This is a genomic window from Dickeya lacustris (assembly GCF_029635795.1).
Lineage (GTDB): Bacteria > Pseudomonadota > Gammaproteobacteria > Enterobacterales > Enterobacteriaceae > Dickeya > Dickeya lacustris.
This window is the reverse complement of record NZ_CP114280.1, coordinates 3,233,184-3,254,662: the sequence shown is the minus strand read 5'-3', so window position 1 is coordinate 3,254,662 and position 21,479 is coordinate 3,233,184. Positions and strand designations below refer to the sequence as shown.

General features: G+C 51.0%; 19 protein-coding genes. 10 read left to right on the top strand and 9 right to left on the bottom strand.

What is annotated here, in order from left to right; translation table 11 throughout:
- Positions 1–6 precede the first annotated feature (6 nt).
- Together aceE and pdhR are read right to left on the bottom strand one after the other, a co-directional pair.
- A complete protein-coding gene (gene aceE, locus O1Q98_RS14750; RefSeq protein WP_125260634.1) occupies positions 7–2,670 on the bottom strand; it encodes a pyruvate dehydrogenase (acetyl-transferring), homodimeric type in 2,664 nt (887 codons plus the stop codon).
- A gap of 133 nt (positions 2,671–2,803) precedes the next feature.
- Positions 2,804–3,568: a pyruvate dehydrogenase complex transcriptional repressor PdhR gene (gene pdhR / locus O1Q98_RS14745; protein WP_125260635.1), complete on the bottom strand. Its 765-nt coding sequence runs from the start codon at positions 3,566–3,568 to the stop codon at positions 2,804–2,806.
- A 706-nt stretch (positions 3,569–4,274) separates the two neighbouring features.
- Between pdhR and O1Q98_RS14740 the strand changes: the two genes are divergently transcribed.
- Positions 4,275–5,621, top strand: coding sequence for an amino acid permease (locus O1Q98_RS14740; protein WP_125260636.1), 1,347 nt, complete (start codon positions 4,275–4,277; stop codon positions 5,619–5,621).
- A gap of 137 nt (positions 5,622–5,758) precedes the next feature.
- On the opposite strand, the gene ampE is transcribed toward O1Q98_RS14740, so the two are convergent.
- Both ampE and ampD read right to left on the bottom strand, forming a co-directional pair.
- Positions 5,759–6,613 (bottom strand): beta-lactamase regulator AmpE, encoded by an 855-nt coding sequence (gene ampE / locus O1Q98_RS14735; RefSeq protein WP_125260637.1) that lies wholly within the window; start codon positions 6,611–6,613, stop codon positions 5,759–5,761.
- Between the two features lie 4 nt (positions 6,614–6,617).
- Positions 6,618–7,178, bottom strand: a complete 561-nt coding sequence (ampD, locus tag O1Q98_RS14730) for a 1,6-anhydro-N-acetylmuramyl-L-alanine amidase AmpD (RefSeq protein WP_125260638.1) — start codon at positions 7,176–7,178, stop codon at positions 6,618–6,620.
- A gap of 359 nt (positions 7,179–7,537) precedes the next feature.
- Here ampD and O1Q98_RS14725 point away from each other — a divergent pair, with 359 nt between their 5' ends.
- The 8 genes from O1Q98_RS14725 to yacG all read left to right on the top strand — a co-directional run bounded on the left by O1Q98_RS14725 (position 7,538) and on the right by yacG (position 14,717).
- Entirely contained in the window at positions 7,538–8,401 is an 864-nt protein-coding gene (locus O1Q98_RS14725; protein WP_125260639.1) for a nucleoside-specific channel-forming protein Tsx, read from the top strand.
- A gap of 116 nt (positions 8,402–8,517) precedes the next feature.
- A complete protein-coding gene (gene nadC / locus O1Q98_RS14720; RefSeq protein WP_125260640.1) occupies positions 8,518–9,408 on the top strand; it encodes a carboxylating nicotinate-nucleotide diphosphorylase in 891 nt (296 codons plus the stop codon).
- A 343-nt stretch (positions 9,409–9,751) separates the two neighbouring features.
- Positions 9,752–10,195 carry a prepilin peptidase-dependent pilin gene (gene ppdD / locus O1Q98_RS14715; protein ID WP_125260641.1) on the top strand — a complete coding sequence of 148 codons (444 nt, stop codon included), beginning with the start codon at positions 9,752–9,754 and terminating at the stop codon, positions 10,193–10,195.
- Between the two features lie 5 nt (positions 10,196–10,200).
- A complete protein-coding gene (gene gspE, locus O1Q98_RS14710; protein WP_125260642.1) occupies positions 10,201–11,637 on the top strand; it encodes a type II secretion system protein GspE in 1,437 nt (478 codons plus the stop codon).
- Positions 11,637–12,842 carry a protein transport protein HofC gene (gene hofC, locus O1Q98_RS14705; RefSeq protein ID WP_125260815.1) on the top strand — a complete coding sequence of 402 codons (1,206 nt, stop codon included), beginning with the start codon at positions 11,637–11,639 and terminating at the stop codon, positions 12,840–12,842. The genes gspE and hofC overlap by 1 nt, the downstream gene beginning before the upstream one ends.
- A gap of 173 nt (positions 12,843–13,015) precedes the next feature.
- On the top strand, positions 13,016–13,642 hold the full coding sequence (gene coaE / locus O1Q98_RS14700) for a dephospho-CoA kinase (protein WP_125260643.1): 627 nt from the start codon (positions 13,016–13,018) through the stop codon (positions 13,640–13,642).
- Positions 13,635–14,384 carry a cell division protein ZapD gene (gene zapD / locus O1Q98_RS14695; RefSeq protein WP_125260644.1) on the top strand — a complete coding sequence of 250 codons (750 nt, stop codon included), beginning with the start codon at positions 13,635–13,637 and terminating at the stop codon, positions 14,382–14,384. Before coaE ends, zapD begins: the two co-directional genes overlap by 8 nt.
- A 135-nt stretch (positions 14,385–14,519) precedes the next feature.
- The gene (yacG, locus tag O1Q98_RS14690; RefSeq protein WP_125260645.1) at positions 14,520–14,717 is read left to right on the top strand and encodes a DNA gyrase inhibitor YacG; all 198 of its coding nucleotides are present in this window, start codon (positions 14,520–14,522) and stop codon (positions 14,715–14,717) included.
- A gap of 189 nt (positions 14,718–14,906) precedes the next feature.
- Here the strand turns inward: yacG and mutT are convergent, their stop codons facing one another.
- From mutT to secM, 3 genes are all read right to left on the bottom strand, one after another.
- Entirely contained in the window at positions 14,907–15,314 is a 408-nt protein-coding gene (gene mutT / locus O1Q98_RS14685) for an 8-oxo-dGTP diphosphatase MutT (protein WP_125260816.1), read from the bottom strand.
- 72 nt (positions 15,315–15,386) lie between these two features.
- Positions 15,387–18,086 carry a preprotein translocase subunit SecA gene (gene secA, locus O1Q98_RS14680; protein ID WP_125260646.1) on the bottom strand — a complete coding sequence of 900 codons (2,700 nt, stop codon included), beginning with the start codon at positions 18,084–18,086 and terminating at the stop codon, positions 15,387–15,389.
- A 102-nt stretch (positions 18,087–18,188) separates the two neighbouring features.
- A complete protein-coding gene (gene secM, locus O1Q98_RS14675) occupies positions 18,189–18,680 on the bottom strand; it encodes a secA translation cis-regulator SecM (RefSeq protein WP_125260647.1) in 492 nt (163 codons plus the stop codon).
- A 27-nt stretch (positions 18,681–18,707) separates the two neighbouring features.
- Between secM and O1Q98_RS14670 the strand changes: the two genes are divergently transcribed.
- Positions 18,708–19,226, top strand: a complete 519-nt coding sequence (locus O1Q98_RS14670; RefSeq protein ID WP_125260648.1) for a DUF721 domain-containing protein — start codon at positions 18,708–18,710, stop codon at positions 19,224–19,226.
- A gap of 81 nt (positions 19,227–19,307) precedes the next feature.
- On the opposite strand, the gene lpxC is transcribed toward O1Q98_RS14670, so the two are convergent.
- Positions 19,308–20,225 carry a UDP-3-O-acyl-N-acetylglucosamine deacetylase gene (gene lpxC, locus O1Q98_RS14665; protein WP_164513041.1) on the bottom strand — a complete coding sequence of 306 codons (918 nt, stop codon included), beginning with the start codon at positions 20,223–20,225 and terminating at the stop codon, positions 19,308–19,310.
- Positions 20,226–20,318: 93 nt separating this feature from the next.
- Complete coding sequence (ftsZ, locus tag O1Q98_RS14660; RefSeq protein WP_125260650.1) at positions 20,319–21,473, bottom strand: cell division protein FtsZ; 1,155 nt, start codon at positions 21,471–21,473, stop codon at positions 20,319–20,321.
- Between the last annotated feature and the right edge of the window lie 6 nt (positions 21,474–21,479).

The window sequence follows — 21,479 nt, the reverse complement described above, 5'->3', positions numbered from 1 at the left end:
TCCTTCTTATGCTACGCGCGGGTTAACTTTTTCAGGGTTAATGTCGAATTTCTTGATGGCTTCAGCCACAACAGATTTCTCAACTTCACCGCGTTTAGCCAGTTCGCCCAGTGCAGCAACAACCACATAGGAAGCATCAACTTCAAAGTGGTGGCGCAGGTTTTCACGGCTGTCGGAACGACCGAAACCGTCCGTACCCAGTACGCGGTAGTCGCTAGCCGGAACGTAAGTGCGTACCTGCTCGGCAAACAGTTTCATGTAATCGGTAGACGCGACTGCCGGTGCGTCGTTCATCACCTGAGCGATGTACGGTACGCGCGGCGCTTCGGTCGGGTGCAGCATGTTCCAACGCTCGCAGTCCTGACCATCGCGGGCCAGTTCCGTGAAGGAGGTGACGCTGTACACATCAGAACCGATGCCGTAGTCATTCGCCAGGATCTGTGCGGCTTCACGCACATGACGCAGGATAGAACCTGAACCCAGCAACTGAACCTTACCTTTGCTGCCCGCCACCGTTTCCAGTTTGTAGATACCTTTGCGGATACCTTCTTCGGCACCTTTCGGCATCGCTGGCATGTGGTAGTTTTCGTTCAGCGTAGTGATGTAGTAGTAAATGTTTTCCTGCGCATCACCGTACATACGAACCAGACCGTCATGCATGATGACAGCGACTTCATAAGCGAAAGCCGGATCGTAGGAAATACAGTTCGGGATAGTCAGCGACTGAATATGGCTGTGGCCATCTTCATGCTGCAAACCTTCGCCGTTCAGCGTGGTACGTCCAGACGTTCCGCCAATCAGGAAGCCGCGAGCCTGCTGGTCGCCAGCCGCCCAGCACAGGTCGCCAATACGCTGGAAACCGAACATTGAATAGTAGATATAGAACGGGATCATCGGCAGATCATTGGTGCTGTAAGACGTTGCCGCCGCCAGCCAGGATGAACCTGCGCCCAGTTCGTTGATCCCTTCTTGCAGGATCTGACCTTTCTGATCTTCTTTGTAGTACGCCACCAGCTCGCGATCCTGCGGGGTGTACTGCTGACCGTTCGGGCTGTAGATACCAATCTGACGGAACAGACCTTCCATACCGAAGGTACGCGCTTCATCAGCGATGATAGGCACCAGACGGTCTTTGATAGACGGGTTCTTCAGCATCACATTCAGCGCACGGACAAATGCGATGGTGGTGGAGATTTCTTTGGTCTGTTCTTCTAACAGCGAGCTGAAATCTTCCAGTGAAGGCAGAGCCAGTTTCTCAGAGAATTTCGGCTGACGCGACGGCAGGTAGCCTTCCAGCGCCTGACGACGTTCGTGCAGGTATTTGTACTCTTCGGAGTTTTTGTCGAAGGTAATAAACGGCAGGTTTTCGACATCTGCGTCCGCAACCGGCACATTGAAACGGTCGCGGAAGTAACGCACGCCGTCCATGTTGATTTTCTTAACCTGATGGGCAATGTTTTTGCCTTCGGCCGCATCACCCATACCATAACCTTTAATGGTATGAGCCAGAATAACCACCGGCTTGCCCTTGGTTTCCTGCGCTTTTTTCAGTGCAGCGTAGACTTTCTTCGGATCGTGACCACCACGGTTCAGAGCCCAGATGTCGTCATCGCTCCAGTCTTTCACCAGCTCGGCAGTTTCCGGGTATTTACCAAAGAAATGCTCGCGTACATAGGCACCGTTTTTGGACTTGAAGGTCTGGTAGTCGCCATCAACGGTTTCGTTCATCAGTTGAATCAGCTTACCGCTGGTATCTTTACGCAGCAGCTCATCCCAACGACCGCCCCAGATAACCTTGATAACTTCCCAGCCTGCGCCACCAAAGATGCCTTCCAGCTCGTTGATGATTTTACCGTTACCTGTTACCGGGCCATCCAGACGCTGCAAGTTACAGTTGATAACGAATACCAGGTTGTCCAGTTTTTCACGGGTTGCGATGGTGATAGCACCCTTAGACTCTGGCTCATCCATTTCACCGTCGCCGAGGAAGGCGTAAACAGTCTGCTTCGTTGTATCTTTCAGACCACGGTTATTGAGGTATTTCAGGAATTTAGCCTGGTAAATCGCGTTAATCGGGCCAAGACCCATAGAAACGGTTGGGAACTGCCAGAATTCCGGCATCAGTTTCGGATGCGGATAGGAAGACAGGCCGTTGCCATGCGCTTCCTGACGGAAGTTGTTCATCTGTTCTTCAGTCAGGCGGCCTTCAAGGAAGGCACGGGCGTAAACGCCGGGAGAAATGTGGCCCTGGAAGAACACCAGATCGCCGCCATCCTGTGCATTACGGGCACGGAAGAAGTGGTTAAAACACACTTCATAGAAGGTAGCGGAAGACTGGAAAGACGCCATGTGACCGCCCAGCTCCAGATCCTTCTTAGAGGCACGCAGTACCGTCATCACAGCGTTCCAGCGAATTGCGGAACGAATACGGCGCTCCAGATCAAGGTTCCCCGGATATGCAGGTTCATCTTCAAGCGCAATGGTGTTGATATAGCTACTGCTGGCACTGCCCGCAGCAACCTTTACCCCACCTTTGCGTGCTTCAGTCAGCACCTGATCAATCAGGAACTGAGCGCGCTCAACACCCTCTTCACGGATAACCGATTCGATCGCTTGCAGCCAGTCGCGCGTTTCGATCGGATCCACGTCATTATTCAAACGTTCTGACATGGTGTATTCCTTATCTGTTTCTAATCAGTGGATTTATCTGGAGCCTGTCTTCTTGTACTCTGTTCCCGCTGGAGAAAGCACAGGAAGACAGGCCCTTCGTCTTGTTTGCCGCATTTGGCCGCCAACTGGCGACCTAATCCTTGCGTTGCTGGAGCCGTCGTAACGAGCGTTCTCGCCGGCTGTGTTCCCGGTTAAGTTCCAGCAATACTTCTTCTATAAATGCCAGATGGCGATGTGACGCCTCGCGGGCCTTTTCCGGCTCACGGGCGACAATTGCCTCAAAAATTCTGGCACGATGGTCGCTCACCTGCGTCAGCACTTCACGACTCAGATAAAGCAACTCAAAATTCTGCCTGACATTCTGCTCAAGCATTGGCCCCATGCACCTTAGCAAATGCAGCAACACCACATTGTGCGTCGCCTCAGTGACCGCAACCTGATAATGCATCACCGCTTCTGACTCGGCGACCAAGTCTCCCGACTCACGCGCAGTATCGATTTGCGCGTGGCAGTCGCGAATACGCTGCAAGTCCTCTTCCGTACCGCGTAAAGCAGCGTAGTAAGCAGCAATGCCTTCCAGTGCATGACGGGTTTCAAGGAGATCAAACTGCGCTTCGGGGTGATTACTCAGTAATTCTGCCAGCGGATCGCTGACACTCTGCCAGAGGTTACTCTGCACGAACGTGCCGCCACCCTGGCGACGCAAAAGTAATCCTTTAGCCTCAAGACGTTGGATAGCTTCGCGCAACGAAGGGCGGGAAACATCAAACTGTTTAGCTAACTCACGTTCGGGAGGAAGTTTCTCACCAGGACGCAAGGTTCCTTCAAGGATCAGAAACTCCAGTTGCTGTTCAATCACATCTGACAGTTTGGGCTGACGGATCTTGCTGTAGGCCATGTAGATTCTTCCCGGCGAAAAGCGCGGAGTCAATTGGTAATACCAATTTTAAAAACGTGACGCACAAAGTAACAAAGTATTCACCTTCTGTCCATACGGAGGTCGAGTGAAATTACCAATCACCCCACTTTTTAACAAATGCCTGGAATTTTATGGAAAAACCGCCAAGCGGTCAGTGGTATTACCATTCTACCTCTGGGTTTGTTTTAACTTTTCTGAAACTAAAACCAGTCAAAGCTGAACCGTTTAACCCATTACCGAGTGAATAAAAAGCACTAAAAATCGCATAAAAAAACAAACCTATGCATTTAAGCAGTCATTCACTTCACCTTGAGGCTGCGTATTTGGCACGCGTCTCTATTATTGAACGTCATGAGCTAAAACATCGGCTAACGGCTCCATCTTGTACGGTGTAAAAAACCATGGAGAAAAAAGATGCCGCGATGGGCTTCATTAGGTAGCCAGCATCTCACGGTAAGAGCGGCAAGAAGGCAAGGCACATGAATTATCACATCACACTTTTGCGTTTCTGCTCGCAAGAAATCAGTGCAATTCTGCACGCTTATCACTATTCTCTGACGCGCGATAGCACTGATAACAATTCAGGTTTGTCAATATCGTAAAAATAAAATTACATATACGTAAAAAGGCAAGCACACCGCGCAGGTGCCCGGCTTACCTTTCCATCGGCAGAGGGTTAAAAAGCATGCAAGATCAACAAGACGGTACGCTACAGCGTGGCTTGAAAAACCGTCACATACAGTTGATTGCCCTGGGGGGTGCAGTAGGAACCGGCCTGTTCCTCGGTATCGCACAGACGATCAAAATGGCAGGCCCTTCGGTGTTGCTGGGTTATGCGATAGGTGGATTGATTGCGTTTTTCATCATGCGTCAGTTAGGCGAGATGGTCGTAGAAGAGCCGGTTGCAGGCTCATTCAGCCATTTTGCTTACAAATACTGGGGCAACTTTGCCGGTTTTGCCTCCGGCTGGAACTACTGGGTGCTCTACGTATTAGTCGCGATGGCAGAACTGAGCGCAGTCGGCATTTATGTACAGTATTGGTGGCCGGGCGTGCCTACCTGGGTTTCCGCTGCGGTATTTTTCGTCCTGATTAACGCCATAAACCTCGCTAACGTCAAGATGTACGGCGAGCTGGAGTTCTGGTTTTCGATTATTAAAGTCGCCGCGATTATCGGCATGATTGCTTTTGGCAGTTGGCTTTTGATGAGCGGCCATGGCGGCCCGGAAGCAACCGTAACCAACCTCTGGGCACAGGGCGGCTTTTTCCCCAATGGCATCAGCGGGTTAGTCATGGCGATGGCTGTCATTATGTTTTCGTTTGGCGGCCTCGAGCTGGTGGGTATTACTGCCGCTGAAGCCGACAAACCAGAAGAAAGCATCCCACGCGCAACCAACCAGGTGCTCTATCGTATATTGCTCTTCTATATTGGCTCACTCACCGTGCTGTTATCTCTCTATCCTTGGGGGAAAGTGGTAGAAGGCGGTAGCCCGTTTGTGATGATTTTCCATGCATTAAACAGCGAACTGGTGGCTAACATTCTCAATCTGGTTGTTCTGACAGCTGCGCTATCTGTTTACAACAGCTGCGTATACTGCAACAGCCGTATGCTTTACGGCCTAGCCAAACAAGGTAATGGCCCGCAATCGCTGCTGAAAGTCGATCGTCGCGGTGTTCCTGTCGTCGCCATTGGATTATCAGCGCTGGCAACCGCCTTGTGCGTACTCATCAACTATCTCCTGCCGGGTAAAGCCTTTGAACTGTTGATGGCGCTGGTTGTTTCCGCATTGGTTATCAACTGGGCGATGATAAGTCTGGCCCACCTGAAATTCCGCGCAGCGAAGGACAAACAAGGCGTTAAAACACGTTTTCAGGCGCTGTGGTTCCCTTATGGTAATTACCTGTGTCTGGCCTTCATGGTTGGCATACTGGTGATTATGTTTATGACTCCGGGCATTCAGATTTCTGTTTTGCTGATCCCGGTATGGCTGGTGATATTAGGTATTGGCTACCGTTTTAGAAAACGCCATTAATTTAAACCTCCGACAGTTTTAACCGACGGACGAAAGAGAAAGAGGATGAGCGCAATGCGGTCATCCTCTTTTTTTCTTTCTTATTTTCTCTCTTCTTTTCTCGCTATTTTTCTCGCTATTTTTCTCGCTATCGGCCGCTAAATCAGCGTGCCGTAAATCGTCAACAGAGCAACGACGACAACCAATATCTGCGTAACTTTTTTTGCCAACGATACCGCTGCCTGTGGCGTAGATATTGGGTCGCTATGCGGCTCTCTTTCCAAAGAGAATTGCGCCAGCCGGGTTAGCACCCAATACTGCGACGAACGCCAGTCCATCATCGCGGCAAACCATGCAGGCAGTGCCTTTTCACCATGCCCTAACAGAGCATACGCCACCCCAGCCAGACGAACAGGAAGCCAATCAAGCCAATGCAGCAGGGTATCAACCCCCGCATTGGCGCGCTCCAGCGGCGTGTGATGGCGGGCGAGACAGCATTGCCTGGCGCGTAATACGGTATAGCCGACCAATGCGACTGCGCCATACGGGCCTGCCACCACAAACCAAAACAGCGGTGCCAGATAAAAACGGAAATTTAACCACAGCAGCGCATTTTGCAGCTCTTTTAACCGCTCGCGCGCGGTCGCTTCCTGCGGTAAACCATGGATGAGCGCCAGCTCAACCGCCATTTCCTGACAAGCATCGCTCTCACCGCGTTTTGCCGCCTGAATATAGCGGTGATAATGTTGGCGCGACTCGCCTGCGCCAATGCACAATAGCCCAATGACAATCCACAGAAAAAGCTGCGGCAAGCCGAATAGCCAGCCACTCAGCAGCCGCTGCAACACAAACACGCCCCCCATTGCTGCCAGCGACAGGAAAAGCGTCTGCAACAAAGACGGGGATGAAAGATGACGAAACAGCCGCTCCAAATGATGATCCAGTTGCCAGCGATCGCTACGCTTAAAGCCCCGTTCCCACCCTAAAACCAACAATAGGCTAAACAGCGTCATTGGCTTACTCCCCTTTCTGCACGTGTGCCTGCCATAACTGTTGATACCGTGCCCAATCAAATGCCGGGCCCGGGTCTGTTTTACGTCCTGGCGCAATGTCGCTATGCCCGGTAATTCGCGCCGACGTAATACCATAATACTCATTGAGTAGCCGCGTCACCTGCGCGAGGCGGTTATATTGCTCGGGGGTAAAGGGCGTGCTATCTGTGCCTTCAAGTTCAATACCAATAGAGAAATCATTACAGCGCTCGCGCCCCTCAAACTGAGAAACACCGGCATGCCAGGCGCGTTTATCAAAAGCGACATACTGAATAACTTCGCCGTCACGACGAATCAGACAATGGGCTGACACCCGCAAATGGCTAATCGTGGCAAAATACGGATGGTCGCTACCCTCTAATGTGCCGGTAAAAAGCCTATCGATATAGGGCCCGCCAAACTCACCCGGCGGTAAACTAATATTATGGATGACCAACAGCGAGGGAAGCTCCCCCTGCGGACGTTCATCCTGATGCGGTGACAGAATATGTGTCACCCCTGTCAGCCAACCATTCTCGACCCTCATCGCTCCTCCTTTAAGCAATCTGCCATGTAAGTGACAGTCATTAAGCGATCTGCCACAGCTGATGACTTATCATGTCGGTATCTTACCGCATCTGCCACATTGCCGATGCGTTAGATTTATCCACTGCTTGCACCGCAGAATATGCGCACAATCTATGATGTTCCGCCTGTCTTCTGGTATGCTGCGCCCCTTCTTTCTGATGGGAAGCTAAGAAAGCGCGCGCCGCAAGCAAACGTTTCCGCCTACCCCATCGCCAGAAAGTTTTCTCAACATTTTTTTGTTATTACCGTCCGAATGGCTATCCCACAGGCTGATAGTTCAGGCTGTTGATGATAGGTCGGGCAACACAGAGAATCGTCATGAAAAAAATCCTTGCTGCCTGTGCAATTAGCACGTTGTCATACAGTTTACCCACTCTTGCGGAGAGTCATGATCCGCAATATCTCTCTGACTGGTGGCATCAAAGTATTAACGTTGTAGGCAGCTATCACACGCGTTTTGGGCCCCAGTTGAATAACGATGTATACCTCGAGTATGAAGCTTTCGCCCGCAAAGACTGGTTTGATTTCTACGGTTATATTGACGTGCCAAAAACGTTTGGCGCGGGCAACACGCCTGACCGTGGTATTTGGGACAAAGGTTCCCCGCTGTTCATGGAACTTGAACCGCGTTTTTCAATTGATAAATTAACCCACTCGCAGTTAGGTTTCGGCCCGTTTAAAGAGTGGTACGTTGCGAATAATATTATCTACGATCAGGGTCGTAATAACGATTCGCGCCAGAGTACCTGGTACGTAGGTCTGGGTACCGACATTGCCACCGGCACCGATCTCTCACTGTCTGCCAATATCTACGCCAAGTATCAGGGCCAGAACTACACCGCGCCCAATGAAGATCGTTGGGATGGATACCGCTTCAAAATTAAATACTTCTACCCGATTGCCTCCGTGTGGGGCGGCAAGCTGACCTATATCGGCTTTACCAACTTTGATTTCGGCTCAGACCTGGCTAACGCAGCAGGCCCATCACGTACTAGCAACGCGATTGCCTCTAGCCATATTCTGGCCTTGAACTACGATCACTGGCACTATTCTGTGGTCGCGCGTTACTTCCACAACGGTGGCCAATGGGCTGAGGGCACGGAATTAGATTTTGGCCGTGGCCCATTCAATGTTCGCTCTACCGGATGGGGATATTATCTGGTCGCAGGCTACAACTTCTGATTGTTGCCATCATGTATCCCGGCTATCGTCGGGATACGAAATAACGCGCTGAATTTATAAAACTATCTCTTATTCAGCGAGATAGCATAATTCTGAATTGCCGTCGGGGTCGCACAATGACAACACGCCGTTATAGTCAGGAACAACGCCAGGCCGAACTGCTTGGTCGTATTGAGCAAGATATTCCCACCAGCGTCAGCCTGGCATTACGTGAGGATCTGGGGGGGGAAGTCAACCAAGAGCACGATATCACCGCACAGCTATTACCGGCAGAGACCATGGCCAGCGCCGTTATTATCACCCGTGAAGCGGGCGTCTTCTGCGGCCAACGCTGGCTGGACGAAGTATTCCGCCAGTTAGGCGGCAACATCACCATTGACTGGCAAGTCCAAGACGGTGATGCATTGACCGCTAATCAAGTGCTGTGCCAACTACACGGTGTCTCCCGCATCCTGCTCACCGGAGAGCGCACCGCGCTCAATTTCCTGCAAACGCTCAGTGGCGTGGCAACCGAAGTCAGCCGTTATGTTGCGCAACTGACTGGAACACGAACCCGCTTGCTGGATACGCGAAAAACGGTGCCAGGTTTACGTACTGCGCTTAAATACGCGGTACTGTGCGGTGGCGGCAGCAATCACCGTCTGGGTTTGGCAGATGCATTTCTTATCAAAGAGAACCACATTATTGCAGCCGGCTCCATCAAACAGGCGGTCGAAAAAGCCCTTCAGCTACGTAGCGATGTGCCGGTAGAAGTCGAGGTAGAGACCCTGAACGAACTGCAACACGCTCTTGATGCAGGTGCAGACATTATCATGCTGGATAATTTTACGCTGGCCGCCATCCGGGAAGCTGTCACATTGACCAACGGCCGTGCGCTATTGGAAGTCTCTGGCAACGTCACACTGCAAACCCTGGCAGATTACGCAGCCACAGGCGTTGACTATATTTCGGTGGGCGCGTTAACCAAGCATGTGCGGGCGCTCGATTTGTCGATGCGCTTTAGCTAGCGCACGATGGCATAAAACCGCTACGCCATCAGCCGGGCATACCAATGGGCTGATGGCGTAGCGGCAACAGACTCCACGCCATCCTTTTTTCCGTTTCTCTACTTTTCTACTTTTCTACTTTTCTACTTTTCTACTTTTCTACTTTTCTACTTTTCTACACGACTATTTCTCGGCCCGCTCCCTCACATCGTCATTTTGCGAGGCGCTTCGCCTCTATTTTGTAACGCTCCCTCATAAAGCACTGCGGTTTAGCGGGCGGCTTCCTGATTTAAACACTGCTCATCGCCAACCATACAGGCCGCCATTATCCTGCCGCTACCAGCCATACCAGGGAATGCATACCATGACACAACACGGATTTTCATTAATCGAACTGATGGTGGTCATCGCCATTATTGCCATGCTGAGTGCTTTAGGCATACCGGCTTACCAAGGTTATCTACAAAAAGCGGCGATGACAGATATGCTGCAAACCATGGCGTCGTATAAAACTGCCGTCGATCTCTGCGGGCTGACGAACGCCGGGTTTGGCGAGTGCAATGCCGGGGTACAAGGCATTCCTGCCGCCACATCCTCACGCTATGTCAGCGCTGTAACCATCAATAGCGGCGTCATTACACTTACCGGTCAATCAACACTGCAAGGCCTGCGCATTGTGATGACGCCAGTCATGGATACACCAAACGGCGCACCCCGCTGGACTCGCGCCTGCCAGCCTGACGTAACGGCAGAAAGCCTGCGGCAGGCCTGCGAAGACGTGTTCCGTTTTGACAGCAATGCGGGGTGAACGATATGCAAGCCCACACATCACACCACCATGAGTTGCAGCAGCTTTGCCAGCGCTATCATGCCTTACTCTTAAGTGTGGATGAGCACACCGTTTGTATTGCTGTAGCCGGTTTGGTGGCAGAAGAACTGATAGCCGCGTTGCGTTTTACCAGTCATCGACGGGTCATCGTTGAGCAGTGGCCAGCCGCACGAATTGAACAACGGTTGACCATGCCGCAGGCACAGGAAACGGTAACAACTTACGGTAGCGCAGCCTTAGCGCCACAAGAGGATATCGATGATGTCCCGGTCGTTCGATTTATTAATCATACATTAGAGCTCGCTATTCATAAGCGGGCCTCTGACATTCACTTCGAGCCCTTCTCCTGCGGCTACCGCATCAGATTACGTATTGATGGTGTTTTACACCCCGCACCTCCCGTGCCGGATGATATCGCAAACCGGCTCATTGCAAGGCTCAAGATAATGGGTTGCATCAATATTGCAGAACGTCGTCTGCCGCAGGATGGTCAGTTCACGCTACCAGTAGGGCAGCAGGTCTACTCGCTGCGAATCGCTACGTTACCGGTTCAAGGTGGCGAAAAAGTTGTTCTTCGGGTACTACAAACACAGCAACAGGCACTCAAACTCGATGAATTAGGGCTACCCAACCCGGCATTACAGCTCTTCAAACGTACACTGGCATTACCACAAGGGCTAATTCTGGTAACAGGGCCGACTGGCAGCGGCAAGACTTTCACACTCTATAGCGCAATTGACTGGCTCAATGACGTCAGCCGTAATATTTGCAGCGTCGAAGACCCGGTAGAAATACCGCTTCCCGGCATTAATCAAACCCATGTGCACAGTAAAAGCCCGTTGGATTTCGCCAAGGTACTGCGCGCGTTACTGCGCCAAGACCCGGATGTGATCATGATTGGCGAAATACGCGATGCAGAAACCGCTGAAATCGCGGTGAAGGCCGCACAAACCGGCCATTTAGTGCTCTCAACGCTACACACGAATTCAGCCATTGAGACGCTCACTCGTCTCGGTCATCTTGGCATTCCCGGCTACTTACTCGGCGCAGCATTGAAACTTATCATTGCACAACGTTTAGTCCGCCGTTTATGTCCACACTGTCGGCAACCGTTACGCGAGCTCACCTCATTGCCTGATGCACTTTGGTCTGGCCCTTTACGTCAGTGGAGCCCTATTGGATGTGAGCACTGTTTCTCAGGCTACTATGGCCGTGCGGCGCTCTACGACTTACTGCCTGCCACATCGGAAATTCAGCACCGGCTCGTCACGCAAACAGCCCACTTACATCATCAACCATCCACGCCATTGAGCGAAGAAAATGGCCTGCTGCGCGCAGGCTTAATCCTGGTTCATGAAGGTATTACGTCTCTTGCCGAAGTCTATCGCGTCGTTGGAGAGAGAGGGAATCCGCAACCATGATGGCAAAACGCAAACTTTACTACTGGCAGGCACTACGGCCTGATGGGACATGGTGTAGCGGTGAGCGCATAGGTAACAGCAAGCATGATATCTACCATTTTTTGTTATCTATGGGCTATCAGCCATTGCGCCTAAAAACTGGCGCCTACCTGACAGCACGTTACTGGCGTGGGCCACAATTGCAGTTATTTATCCAGCAGTTAGCCACGCTATTACAAGCAGGATTACCGCTACTCGATGCGCTTGACTTGTTAAGCAGTCAGCATGAGAAACCGGCATGGCGCTGCCTGATACAGGAAGTTCGGCTGCAAGTCACTCAGGGGCGGGCGCTTTCAAACGTTCTGGCAGACTATCCAGATATATTTCCACCAATTTTCAGCGCATTAGTTACCGTTGGTGAATTAACCGGCAAATTGGATGAGTGCTGCGCGCAATTGGCTGACTATCAGGAGGCTCGGCAAAAAATGGCTGGCAGTGTTATCAAAGCGCTGCGTTACCCAGCCTTCATCATCGTCTCAGGGCTTATGATTGCCTTGCTGATGCTGACGCTGGTATTACCCGAATTCGCCAGCCTCTATAGCGCCTTCAATGCCCCGCTACCTTTACTCACCCGAATGATGCTTGCTCTCTCGCGATACCTTGGCGATTACAGCGTATGGCTCATGGGGTTATCGGCAACTGTCGTGCTGTATTATCAGCGATTACGCAGGAAATCCCCGCACTGGCAAAGGCGAGAACATCAACTCTTGCTCAGACTACCGCTACTCTGCGAACTGATTAGAAGTCACTGCCTCAGCCAGATATTTTATACACTATCGATGACACAGCAGGCAGGGTTAACACTTCCTGTGGGTCTGAGTGCGGCAGCAACACTGAATAATCGGGTATATCAGCACTCGCTCATAGCGATACAGCATCAACTGGAGCAAGGCATTCCGCTCGGGCAGGCGATGCAATCCTATCCACAGCTATATCCCTCACCTTGCGAGCAATTCATTCGTGTTGGAGAAGAGAGCGGTGCTCTCGATACTCTGTTTACTCGCCTGGCGCACTGGTATGAAAGCCATACCAAACAGCGTGCCGATATGCTGACCCAGACATTAGAACCTGTGTTGTTAACCGCCGTTGGCGGTCTGGTCGGCATACTGGTTATCGCCATGTATCTGCCTATCTTTCAATTAGGGAACATGTTAGCCGGAGCCTGAGACCCAGACCTCATCACGGAAACTCACCCGATACGAACACCGAAGGCTGTATTAAATAGCATCTTCACGGCATAAACATCGTGACGGAATAATGGCTGTGTACAACACTGCGATTTTCTACCGAATTGGGCTAGAATCCGGTAAATTTATCCGGCCATTCTCAGTGGATTACTATGGCATATACCATCGCATTAACCGGCGGCATTGGCAGCGGAAAAAGTACCGTCGCACAAGGGTTTGCCGATTTAGGCGTCTGTGTTGTCGATGCCGATGTGATAGCTCGACAGGTGGTAGAACCTGGGCAGCCAGCGCTGGTCGCGATTGCCGAACATTTCGGACGTCGCATCTTGCTGCCTGATGGCTCATTAAATCGTGCAGCGCTACGCGAGCGCATTTTTGCAAATGAAGAAGAGAAGTGTTGGCTTAACGCCCTGCTTCACCCGCTCATTCAGGCACAGACACGGCATCAGTTAGCTGAAGCGACAACGCCTTATGTACTCTGGGTTGTACCCCTGCTGGTAGAAAATCATCTACAACCACAGGCACAACGTATATTGGTCGTGGATGTTGCAGCGGAAATTCAATTACAACGCACCATGGCACGCGATAAAATCTCACGAGCACAGGCGCAGCGTATTCTGGCTGCACAAGCCAGCCGGGAGCAGCGACTTGCCTGTGCTGATGATATTATCGACAACAACAATAATCCGAACGAGCTTGCCCTGCGAATCGCCGAACTTCACCAGCGCTATCTCGAACTGGCGGCCATCGCAACTGACAGGATGAACCATAATGAGTGATGAAACTCCAACAGTCCTTTTTGAATATCCGTTAAATGAAAAAATGCGCACCTGGCTGCGACTGGAGTTTTTACTCCAGCAGATCTATGACAACTACGAATTAAAAGATATTAGCGTCGCACTGGTATTTTTCCGTGCCGTAGCAGAGCTGCTGGATATCCTTGAGCGGGGCGATGTACGCCCGGATTTACTAAAAGAGCTGGAGCGACAACAGCAAAAGTTGGCGCAATGGGGGGAACTTCCAGAAGCAGATATTTTAAGAATCAACACATTAGTGCACAAGCTTCGTAATTTGTCCACAGAACTCATCTCCGCACCACGAATGGGCCAGAGCCTTCGTGAAGACAAACTTATCAGTATGGTCAGGCAACGCCTTAGCCTTCCTAGCGGTTGTTGCAGCTTCGACTTACCCACTTTGCATATTTGGCTGCATCAAATACCAGAGGTCAAACTGCGCCAGACCTACATTTGGCTTGAGAGCCTCACGGCAATGAAACGGTCGCTGGACACGGTTCTTGAGCTCATTCGTCAAGCTGGCGCGTTTCGTGAGCAAATCAGCCTCAACAGTTTTTATCAGGATAACGCGAGCGATGCCGACCTGCTGCGTCTAAAAATCGCGCTCGAGCACCAGATTTATCCACAGGTATCAGGCCATAAGACACGCTTTGCTATCCGTTTTTTGCCGCTGGAGAGCGATCAAATTACTCCAGCGAGGTTTACTTTTGAGCTTGCCTGCTGCTAGCAAACCCCATAGCGCATTTGGGAGCGCGGGCAAAAGCCTGGTCAATCATATTGATGGGTACACAGGCGCGGATAATACGGGTAGACATCCTCGCATCTGAACATCTTTCGCTTTACCCCACTGGATATCGATAACGTGGATAACGAGATAATTTTTGTAAAATGCCCGACGTGCATGAAAGCTGTTGAATGGCGGGAAACCAGCCCCTATCGTCCATTTTGCAGTAAACGTTGCCAGCTAATTGATTTGGGCGAATGGGCCGATGAAGAAAAGCGCATCCCCAGCGAGGAAGATATTTCAGATAGCGACACCTGGAGCGAAGAGCAGCACTAATCGGCTCAGGTAGGTCAGCGGGCGGTGACACAAAGCTCGGCCTCTTCCAGGAAGGCGCTGCTGAAAATGCCTCGATTAAGAACGCATATCGAGTGAAAACAGATCTATTGAAAACAGATCAATTGAAAACAGATCAATTGAAAACATATCGATTCATGCCGCGCTGTGGCATGAATCGTCATAGCCTGTTTATGCTGATGCAATACCGGCTTTAAGACGTTTTATCATCTCCGCATTTGCAGGCGGGAATGCATTTTCATCCAGCTCATCAGCGCGTAGCCACCGTGAAGCCTGTCCTTCTCGTCCATACGGCTCGCCATGCCATTGCTCCACCAGAAAAAAATGCAATGTAATGATGCGATCCCCTGCTGAAAACGTTTTACTCTCCAGAGGTTGCGCGCTTACAACATCGATACCGACTTCCTCATGTAATTCGCGAACCAAGGCCTGCTCAGGTGTTTCGCCCTCCTCAACCTTTCCTCCGGGAAACTCCCATTTTCCGGCCATATGCACCCCTTCAGGGCGGCGGGCAATAAAAAATGCCTGCTGCGGATTACGGATAATCCCTACGGCAACAGATAAAGATTTTTGCACCATCTTATTCCTCTCTATCAGTAAAAAGGCGGTCATAGACCGCCTTAGCAAACCGCTTAACGCGCCATCGCTACGCTATTTTTGCAAACGGCCATGACACTGTTTGTATTTTTTCCCTGAACCACACGGGCAAGGGTCGTTACGGCCAATTTTGCGATCGGCAAACGGCGCATCACCAGTGGCCGCAGCCTCATCCTGATGGCTCAGTTGCTGCTGGCGGGCCAGGCGCTCGGCCTCTTCGCGGCGCTGTTGTTCAAGCGCCTCGATTTCTTCCGGCATTCTTATCTGCACTTTGCTCAGGGTACTGATGACTTCATATTTCAGGCCCTCCAGCATCGAAGCAAACATCGCGAATGACTCGCGTTTATACTCCTGTTTTGGATCTTTTTGCGCATAGCCACGCAAATGGATGCCCTGACGCAGATAATCCATTGCAGCCAGATGCTCTTTCCACAGTGAATCCAGCGTTTGCAGCATGACGCCTTTTTCAAAGTTACGCATCACGTCGCTACCCACAACCTCTTCTTTACGACGGTAAACGTCCACCGCTTGCTCATAGATACGCTCACGCAGCGTTTCTTCATGCAATTCCGGCTCTTTATCCAGCCACTCAGCTATCGGCAAGTCGAGATCAAAATCGTTTTTCAGCCGCTGCTCAAGCCCCGCAATATCCCACATTTCCTCAAGCGATTGCGGTGGAATATGCGCATCAATGGTGGCTTTAAACACGTCTTCACGGATGCTATTGATGGTTTCACTGACATCCGATGCGTTAAGCAATTCGTTACGCTGTGTGTAAATCGCTCGTCGTTGATCGTTCGCCACATCATCATATTCAAGCAGCTGTTTACGAATATCGAAGTTACGGTTCTCCACCTTACGCTGTGCGTTAGCGATAGCTTTCGTTACCCAAGGATGCTCAATAGCCTCGCCTTCTTTCATACCGAGTTTACGCATCATGTTAGACACGCGATCGGAGGCAAAAATACGCATCAGAGCATCTTCCATCGACAGGTAAAAACGCGATGAGCCCGCATCCCCCTGACGACCAGAACGACCGCGCAACTGGTTATCGATACGGCGCGACTCATGGCGCTCGGTGCCAATGATATGCAACCCACCTGCCGCCAGAACCTCATCATGACGCTGCTGCCAGCGCGCCTTAACTTCGGCTATCTGTGCATCATCCGGGTTCTCAAGTTGCGCAACCTCAGACTGCCAGCTTCCCCCCAGCACGATATCGGTACCACGACCGGCCATGTTAGTTGCAATCGTCACGGCACCGGAGCGTCCCGCCTGCGCAACAATATCGGCTTCCATGGCGTGGAACTTGGCATTGAGAACATTGTGTGTAATGCCGGCCTTCGTCAGCGCATGAGAAACCACCTCGGATTTTTCAATCGAGATAGTCCCGACCAATACCGGCTGGCCTTTAACGGTACGTTCTTTGATATCTTCAATGATTGCGCCGATTTTTTCCTGCTCAGTCATGTAGACCAAATCAGGCAAATCTTTACGGATCATCGGCCGGTTAGTCGGTACCACAATGGTATCCAGCTTATAGATGGAGCTGAACTCAAACGCTTCTGTGTCCGCCGTCCCTGTCATCCCCGCCAGTTTTTCGTAAATACGGAAATAGTTCTGGAAGGTAATCGAGGCCAGCGTCTGGTTTTCGTTGTTGATTTTTACATTTTCTTTGGCCTCTACCGCCTGATGTAAACCATCAGACCAGCGACGCCCTTGCATGGTACGCCCCGTGTGCTCATCAACAATGATCACTTCGTCGTCTTTGACGATGTAATCCACATCGCGGGTAAACAAGACGTGCGCGCGCAGTGCTGCGGTTACATGGTGCATCAGCATAATATTGGTTGGAGAATACAGTGACTCACCTTCCGCCATGATGCCTTCATTCACCAACAGCTCTTCAATTTTGACCAAACCGCGCTCCGTCAGGTTAACCTGACGCGCCTTCTCATCAACGGAAAAATGCCCTTCCCCCTGGAAAGTATCAGAGTCCTCTTTTTCCTGACGGATCAGATGCGGGATGATTTTGTTAACCCGCATATAGAGTTCAGAGCTATCCTCCGCCGGGCCGGAAATGATGAGCGGCGTACGCGCTTCGTCAATTAAAATGGAGTCAACTTCATCCACCAGTGCGTAATACAACTCGCGCTGTACACGCTCTTCTGGGCTGAAAGCCATGTTGTCGCGCAGGTAGTCAAAACCATACTCATTGTTAGTGCCATAGGTGATATCGGCTGCATACGCCTCACGCTTGGCTGGTGCTGGCATCCCTGGCAGGTTAATACCTACCGTTAAGCCGAGAAATTCGAACAGCGGGCGGTTATTTTCCGCATCACGCTGCGCCAGATAGTCATTCACCGTTACAACGTGTACACCACGACCGGTCAGCGCGTTCAGGTAAGCCGGCAGCGTTGCGGTTAACGTTTTCCCCTCACCGGTACGCATTTCCGCAATACAACGTTCATTCAGCACCATGCCGCCTATCAGCTGTACATCAAAATGACGCATGCCAAACACACGTTTACTGGCTTCGCGAACAACAGCAAAAGCTTCCGGTAGTAATGTTTCCAGCGTTTCACCTTTCTTAATCCGCTCACGAAACAGCTGTGTTTTCGCTTTTAGCTCGTCATCGGAGAGTTTCTCCATATCCGGCTCAAGGCGGTTGATGACTTCAACAATTTTGCGCATACGGCGCAGCGCACGGTCATTACGGCTACCAAAAACTTTGGTTAATAATTTGATTAACATAATAATTTTAGTCTCAACAATGCCAGTTCACTGATGCTGGCAAACATCAAACAAGGAAAATTTCAACACAAGCACCACTCGCACACACGTGCGTAGCAGCCATCAGCACATTGGACCGGCTCGAATGCCCTGAACCTGTGATAACCACAGACCTGTGTGATAAGAAAGGGTAGTATGGGGGGGCGGTACAACTGATACGCCAGAAAACGCAAGCGGCGTATCACGTATTAACAATGCGTTAAGCGTCTCCAGCAACGCCTGACGATGGTCAGAAGTGACGTCAGTCACCGCCACTGCGGGCGTTAAGGCAAACGAGAGATGCCGGATGACCGTGCGAATCGCGTGTTGATGCCAAAAATCGTTACTCAGCAGTGATCGACGGCGAGAATCCTTTAAGGCGACCAGATCGTGAAGATTAAAGTAAGAAACGTGTTGGCGGCTAACGGTCGGGACAGCATTGGGTTCCGTTGAGGTATCACGCGACTCGCTAAAATTGGCAGGTAGGCCAAGCGTCGCCGCAACCATACCTAATAACAGGTGAGGCCAGAAATAACGTCTGCCAAATTGTCGCCAACGATTTAAAATACCAATCACAAGTTTCTTTCCGTCGGAGCCTGCGTTATGCGTGATAACCGTCCACAATCACTGGAGTCATTTTTTGATGGCGCATCGCCAGCCGCTTCAGGCCCGTTGCACGATATTCAACAACGAGCACTGGCTTTATTAAAGCTCAATCGGGCTGTCATGGGTTTGCTCCCCTCTGCGCTGCATCCCTTTTGCCGCGTCGCTAACTATCGACAGGGGCTACTGATACTGGAAACAGCCAGCGCCAACTGGTTAATGCGGTTACGTTATGAGCAACCCGCAATACTGTCAGCGCTGCGCGCACAAATACTACCATCATTGGTCGCAATCGACATCAGGATTAATCCAGCACTGGCCGCAAAAGTGCATGAAAATGAGCGCGCGCCGACAATCGAAACGATAGCCGATATACCATCGACGACGCGAAAGTTAAGCGTTCACAGTGCGGAAATACTGAATAACCTGGCGGAGCAAAGTCCAGAGGGGTTGCAGAAAATACTAAAACGACTGGCGTTACTGGCCGGAGAGAATACCAGCAACACCTCGTCGTTATAAGATTACATCGTTACAAAAGCACGATAGCGCTAATAATACAGGGATTAACCTTGATGGTTTATCCTCTGTATCATCCGTCACTTACGCCAGCACAGCAGAAGGGGCTTTGAATGCCAATGGCATTTCCGCTTCGTCTTCAAAGGTGACGAATTCCCACGCTTCCTGTTTAGCCAGTACAGCTTGCAGCAATTTGTTATTCAGCGCATGGCCAGATTTGAAAGCGGTGAATGCACCGATAATGTTGTGGCCGCACATGAACAGATCACCAATGGCATCCAGCATTTTGTGACGAACAAATTCATCATCAAAACGCAAACCATCTTCATTCAATACACGGTAGTCATCCACCACAATAGCGCAATCGAAACTGCCACCCAGACACAAACCACGCGACTGTAAATATTCAATATCGCGCATAAAGCCAAAGGTACGAGCGCGGCTGATCTGGCGCACAAACGCATCAGCGGAGAAATTCAGCTTGAAACGCTGTGAACCGGCATCAATCACCGGGTGATTGAAATCAATGGTGAAATCCAGGCTAAAACCATTGAATGGTTTCAGTTCGGCCCATTTATCGCCGTCTTCCACCCGCACAGCTTGCTTGAGGCGAAGGAATTTTTTAGCACAATTCAGCTCTTCGATACCCGCATCCAATAGCAGGTAAACAAAAGGACTGGCGCTGCCATCCATAATCGGGATTTCCGGCGCATCGACTTCAATCACAATATTATCGATACCCAACCCTGCCAGAGCCGCATTCAGATGCTCCACGGTCGAAATACGCACGTCATGCTCATTAACCAGGCAAGTACAGAGCATGGTATCACGCACGGATTTGGCATCAGCCGGAAAATCAACCGGTGGATTCAAGTCAGTGCGACGATAGATGACCCCGGTATTTGCCGGTGCAGGACGCATAGTCAGGGTGACTTTCTTGCCGGTATGAAGCCCGACCCCTGTCGCCTGTACGATACGTTTTAGTGTACGTTGTTTGATCATCATATTATCTCGCATTCATCTGAACCTACGGCCTTAGCTTATACCAAGACCGGCGGCACAGTTTAGCACAAAGAGCGGAGATGCCAACCGGCCTTAGTCGGCCTGCTTGCGCAAGAAGGCCGGAATATCAAGATAATCCGGTTCCTTATTGGGCTGTACGCTCTGATCATTCACGACTTTAGCAGCAGGTTTCTCCTGCGGCAATGGCGCCATTCCATGTTGTTGATAACGGTGATCCATAACAGGCTGGCTGCTGGTCTGCTTATTCGTCACCAACGTGATTTCAGGGCGTTTATCCATACCGATACCCGTCGCCACAACAGTAACACGCAGCTCGTCATTCATGTCTGGGTCAAGCGAGGTACCGATCACAACCGTGGCATTATCAGAAGCAAATGCACGAATCGTGTTCCCTACCGTTTCAAACTCATCCAAACGCAGATCAAAACCCGCAGTAATGTTAACCAGCACACCACGAGCACCCGACAGATCGATATCTTCGAGCAGTGGGCTGGAAATCGCCATTTCAGCGGCTTCTTCGGCACGGTCTTCACCACGGGCAACGCCAGAGCCCATCATCGCGTAGCCCATTTCAGACATCACGGTACGCACGTCGGCGAAGTCTACGTTCATCAGACCTGGGCGAGTGATCAGTTCCGCAATCCCCTGAACCGCGCCTTTTAGCACATCGTTCGCTGCGCCAAACGCATCAAGCAAAGAGATACCGCGCCCCAGCACTTTCAGCAACTTATCATTCGGTATGGTAATGAGCGAATCGACATGCTTAGAGAGCTCGGCAATACCCTGCTCGGCAAACGCCATGCGTTTTTTGCCTTCGAAGTTAAACGGCTTCGTCACCACAGCAACGGTTAAGATGCCGAGCTCTTTAGCCACCTCGGCGACAACGGGTGCAGCGCCAGTTCCGGTGCCTCCGCCCATTCCAGCCGCAATAAAGACCATGTCTGCACCTTCCAGAGCGGTGCGCAGTGCATCACGATCTTCTTCGGCTGAATTACGGCCCACTTCAGGGTTAGCTCCGGCACCCAGCCCTTTGGTGATACCGCTACCAATCTGGATTGTCTGACCTACTGCCGTTTTTCTCAGTGCCTGGGCATCGGTGTTAACCGCAAAGAATTCAACACCTTCGATGCGTTCACGCACCATGTGTTCGACGGCGTTACCGCCACCGCCACCGACGCCGATGACTTTAATCACCGCGTCGTTGGTTAACTCCATTGGTTCAAACATAATCTC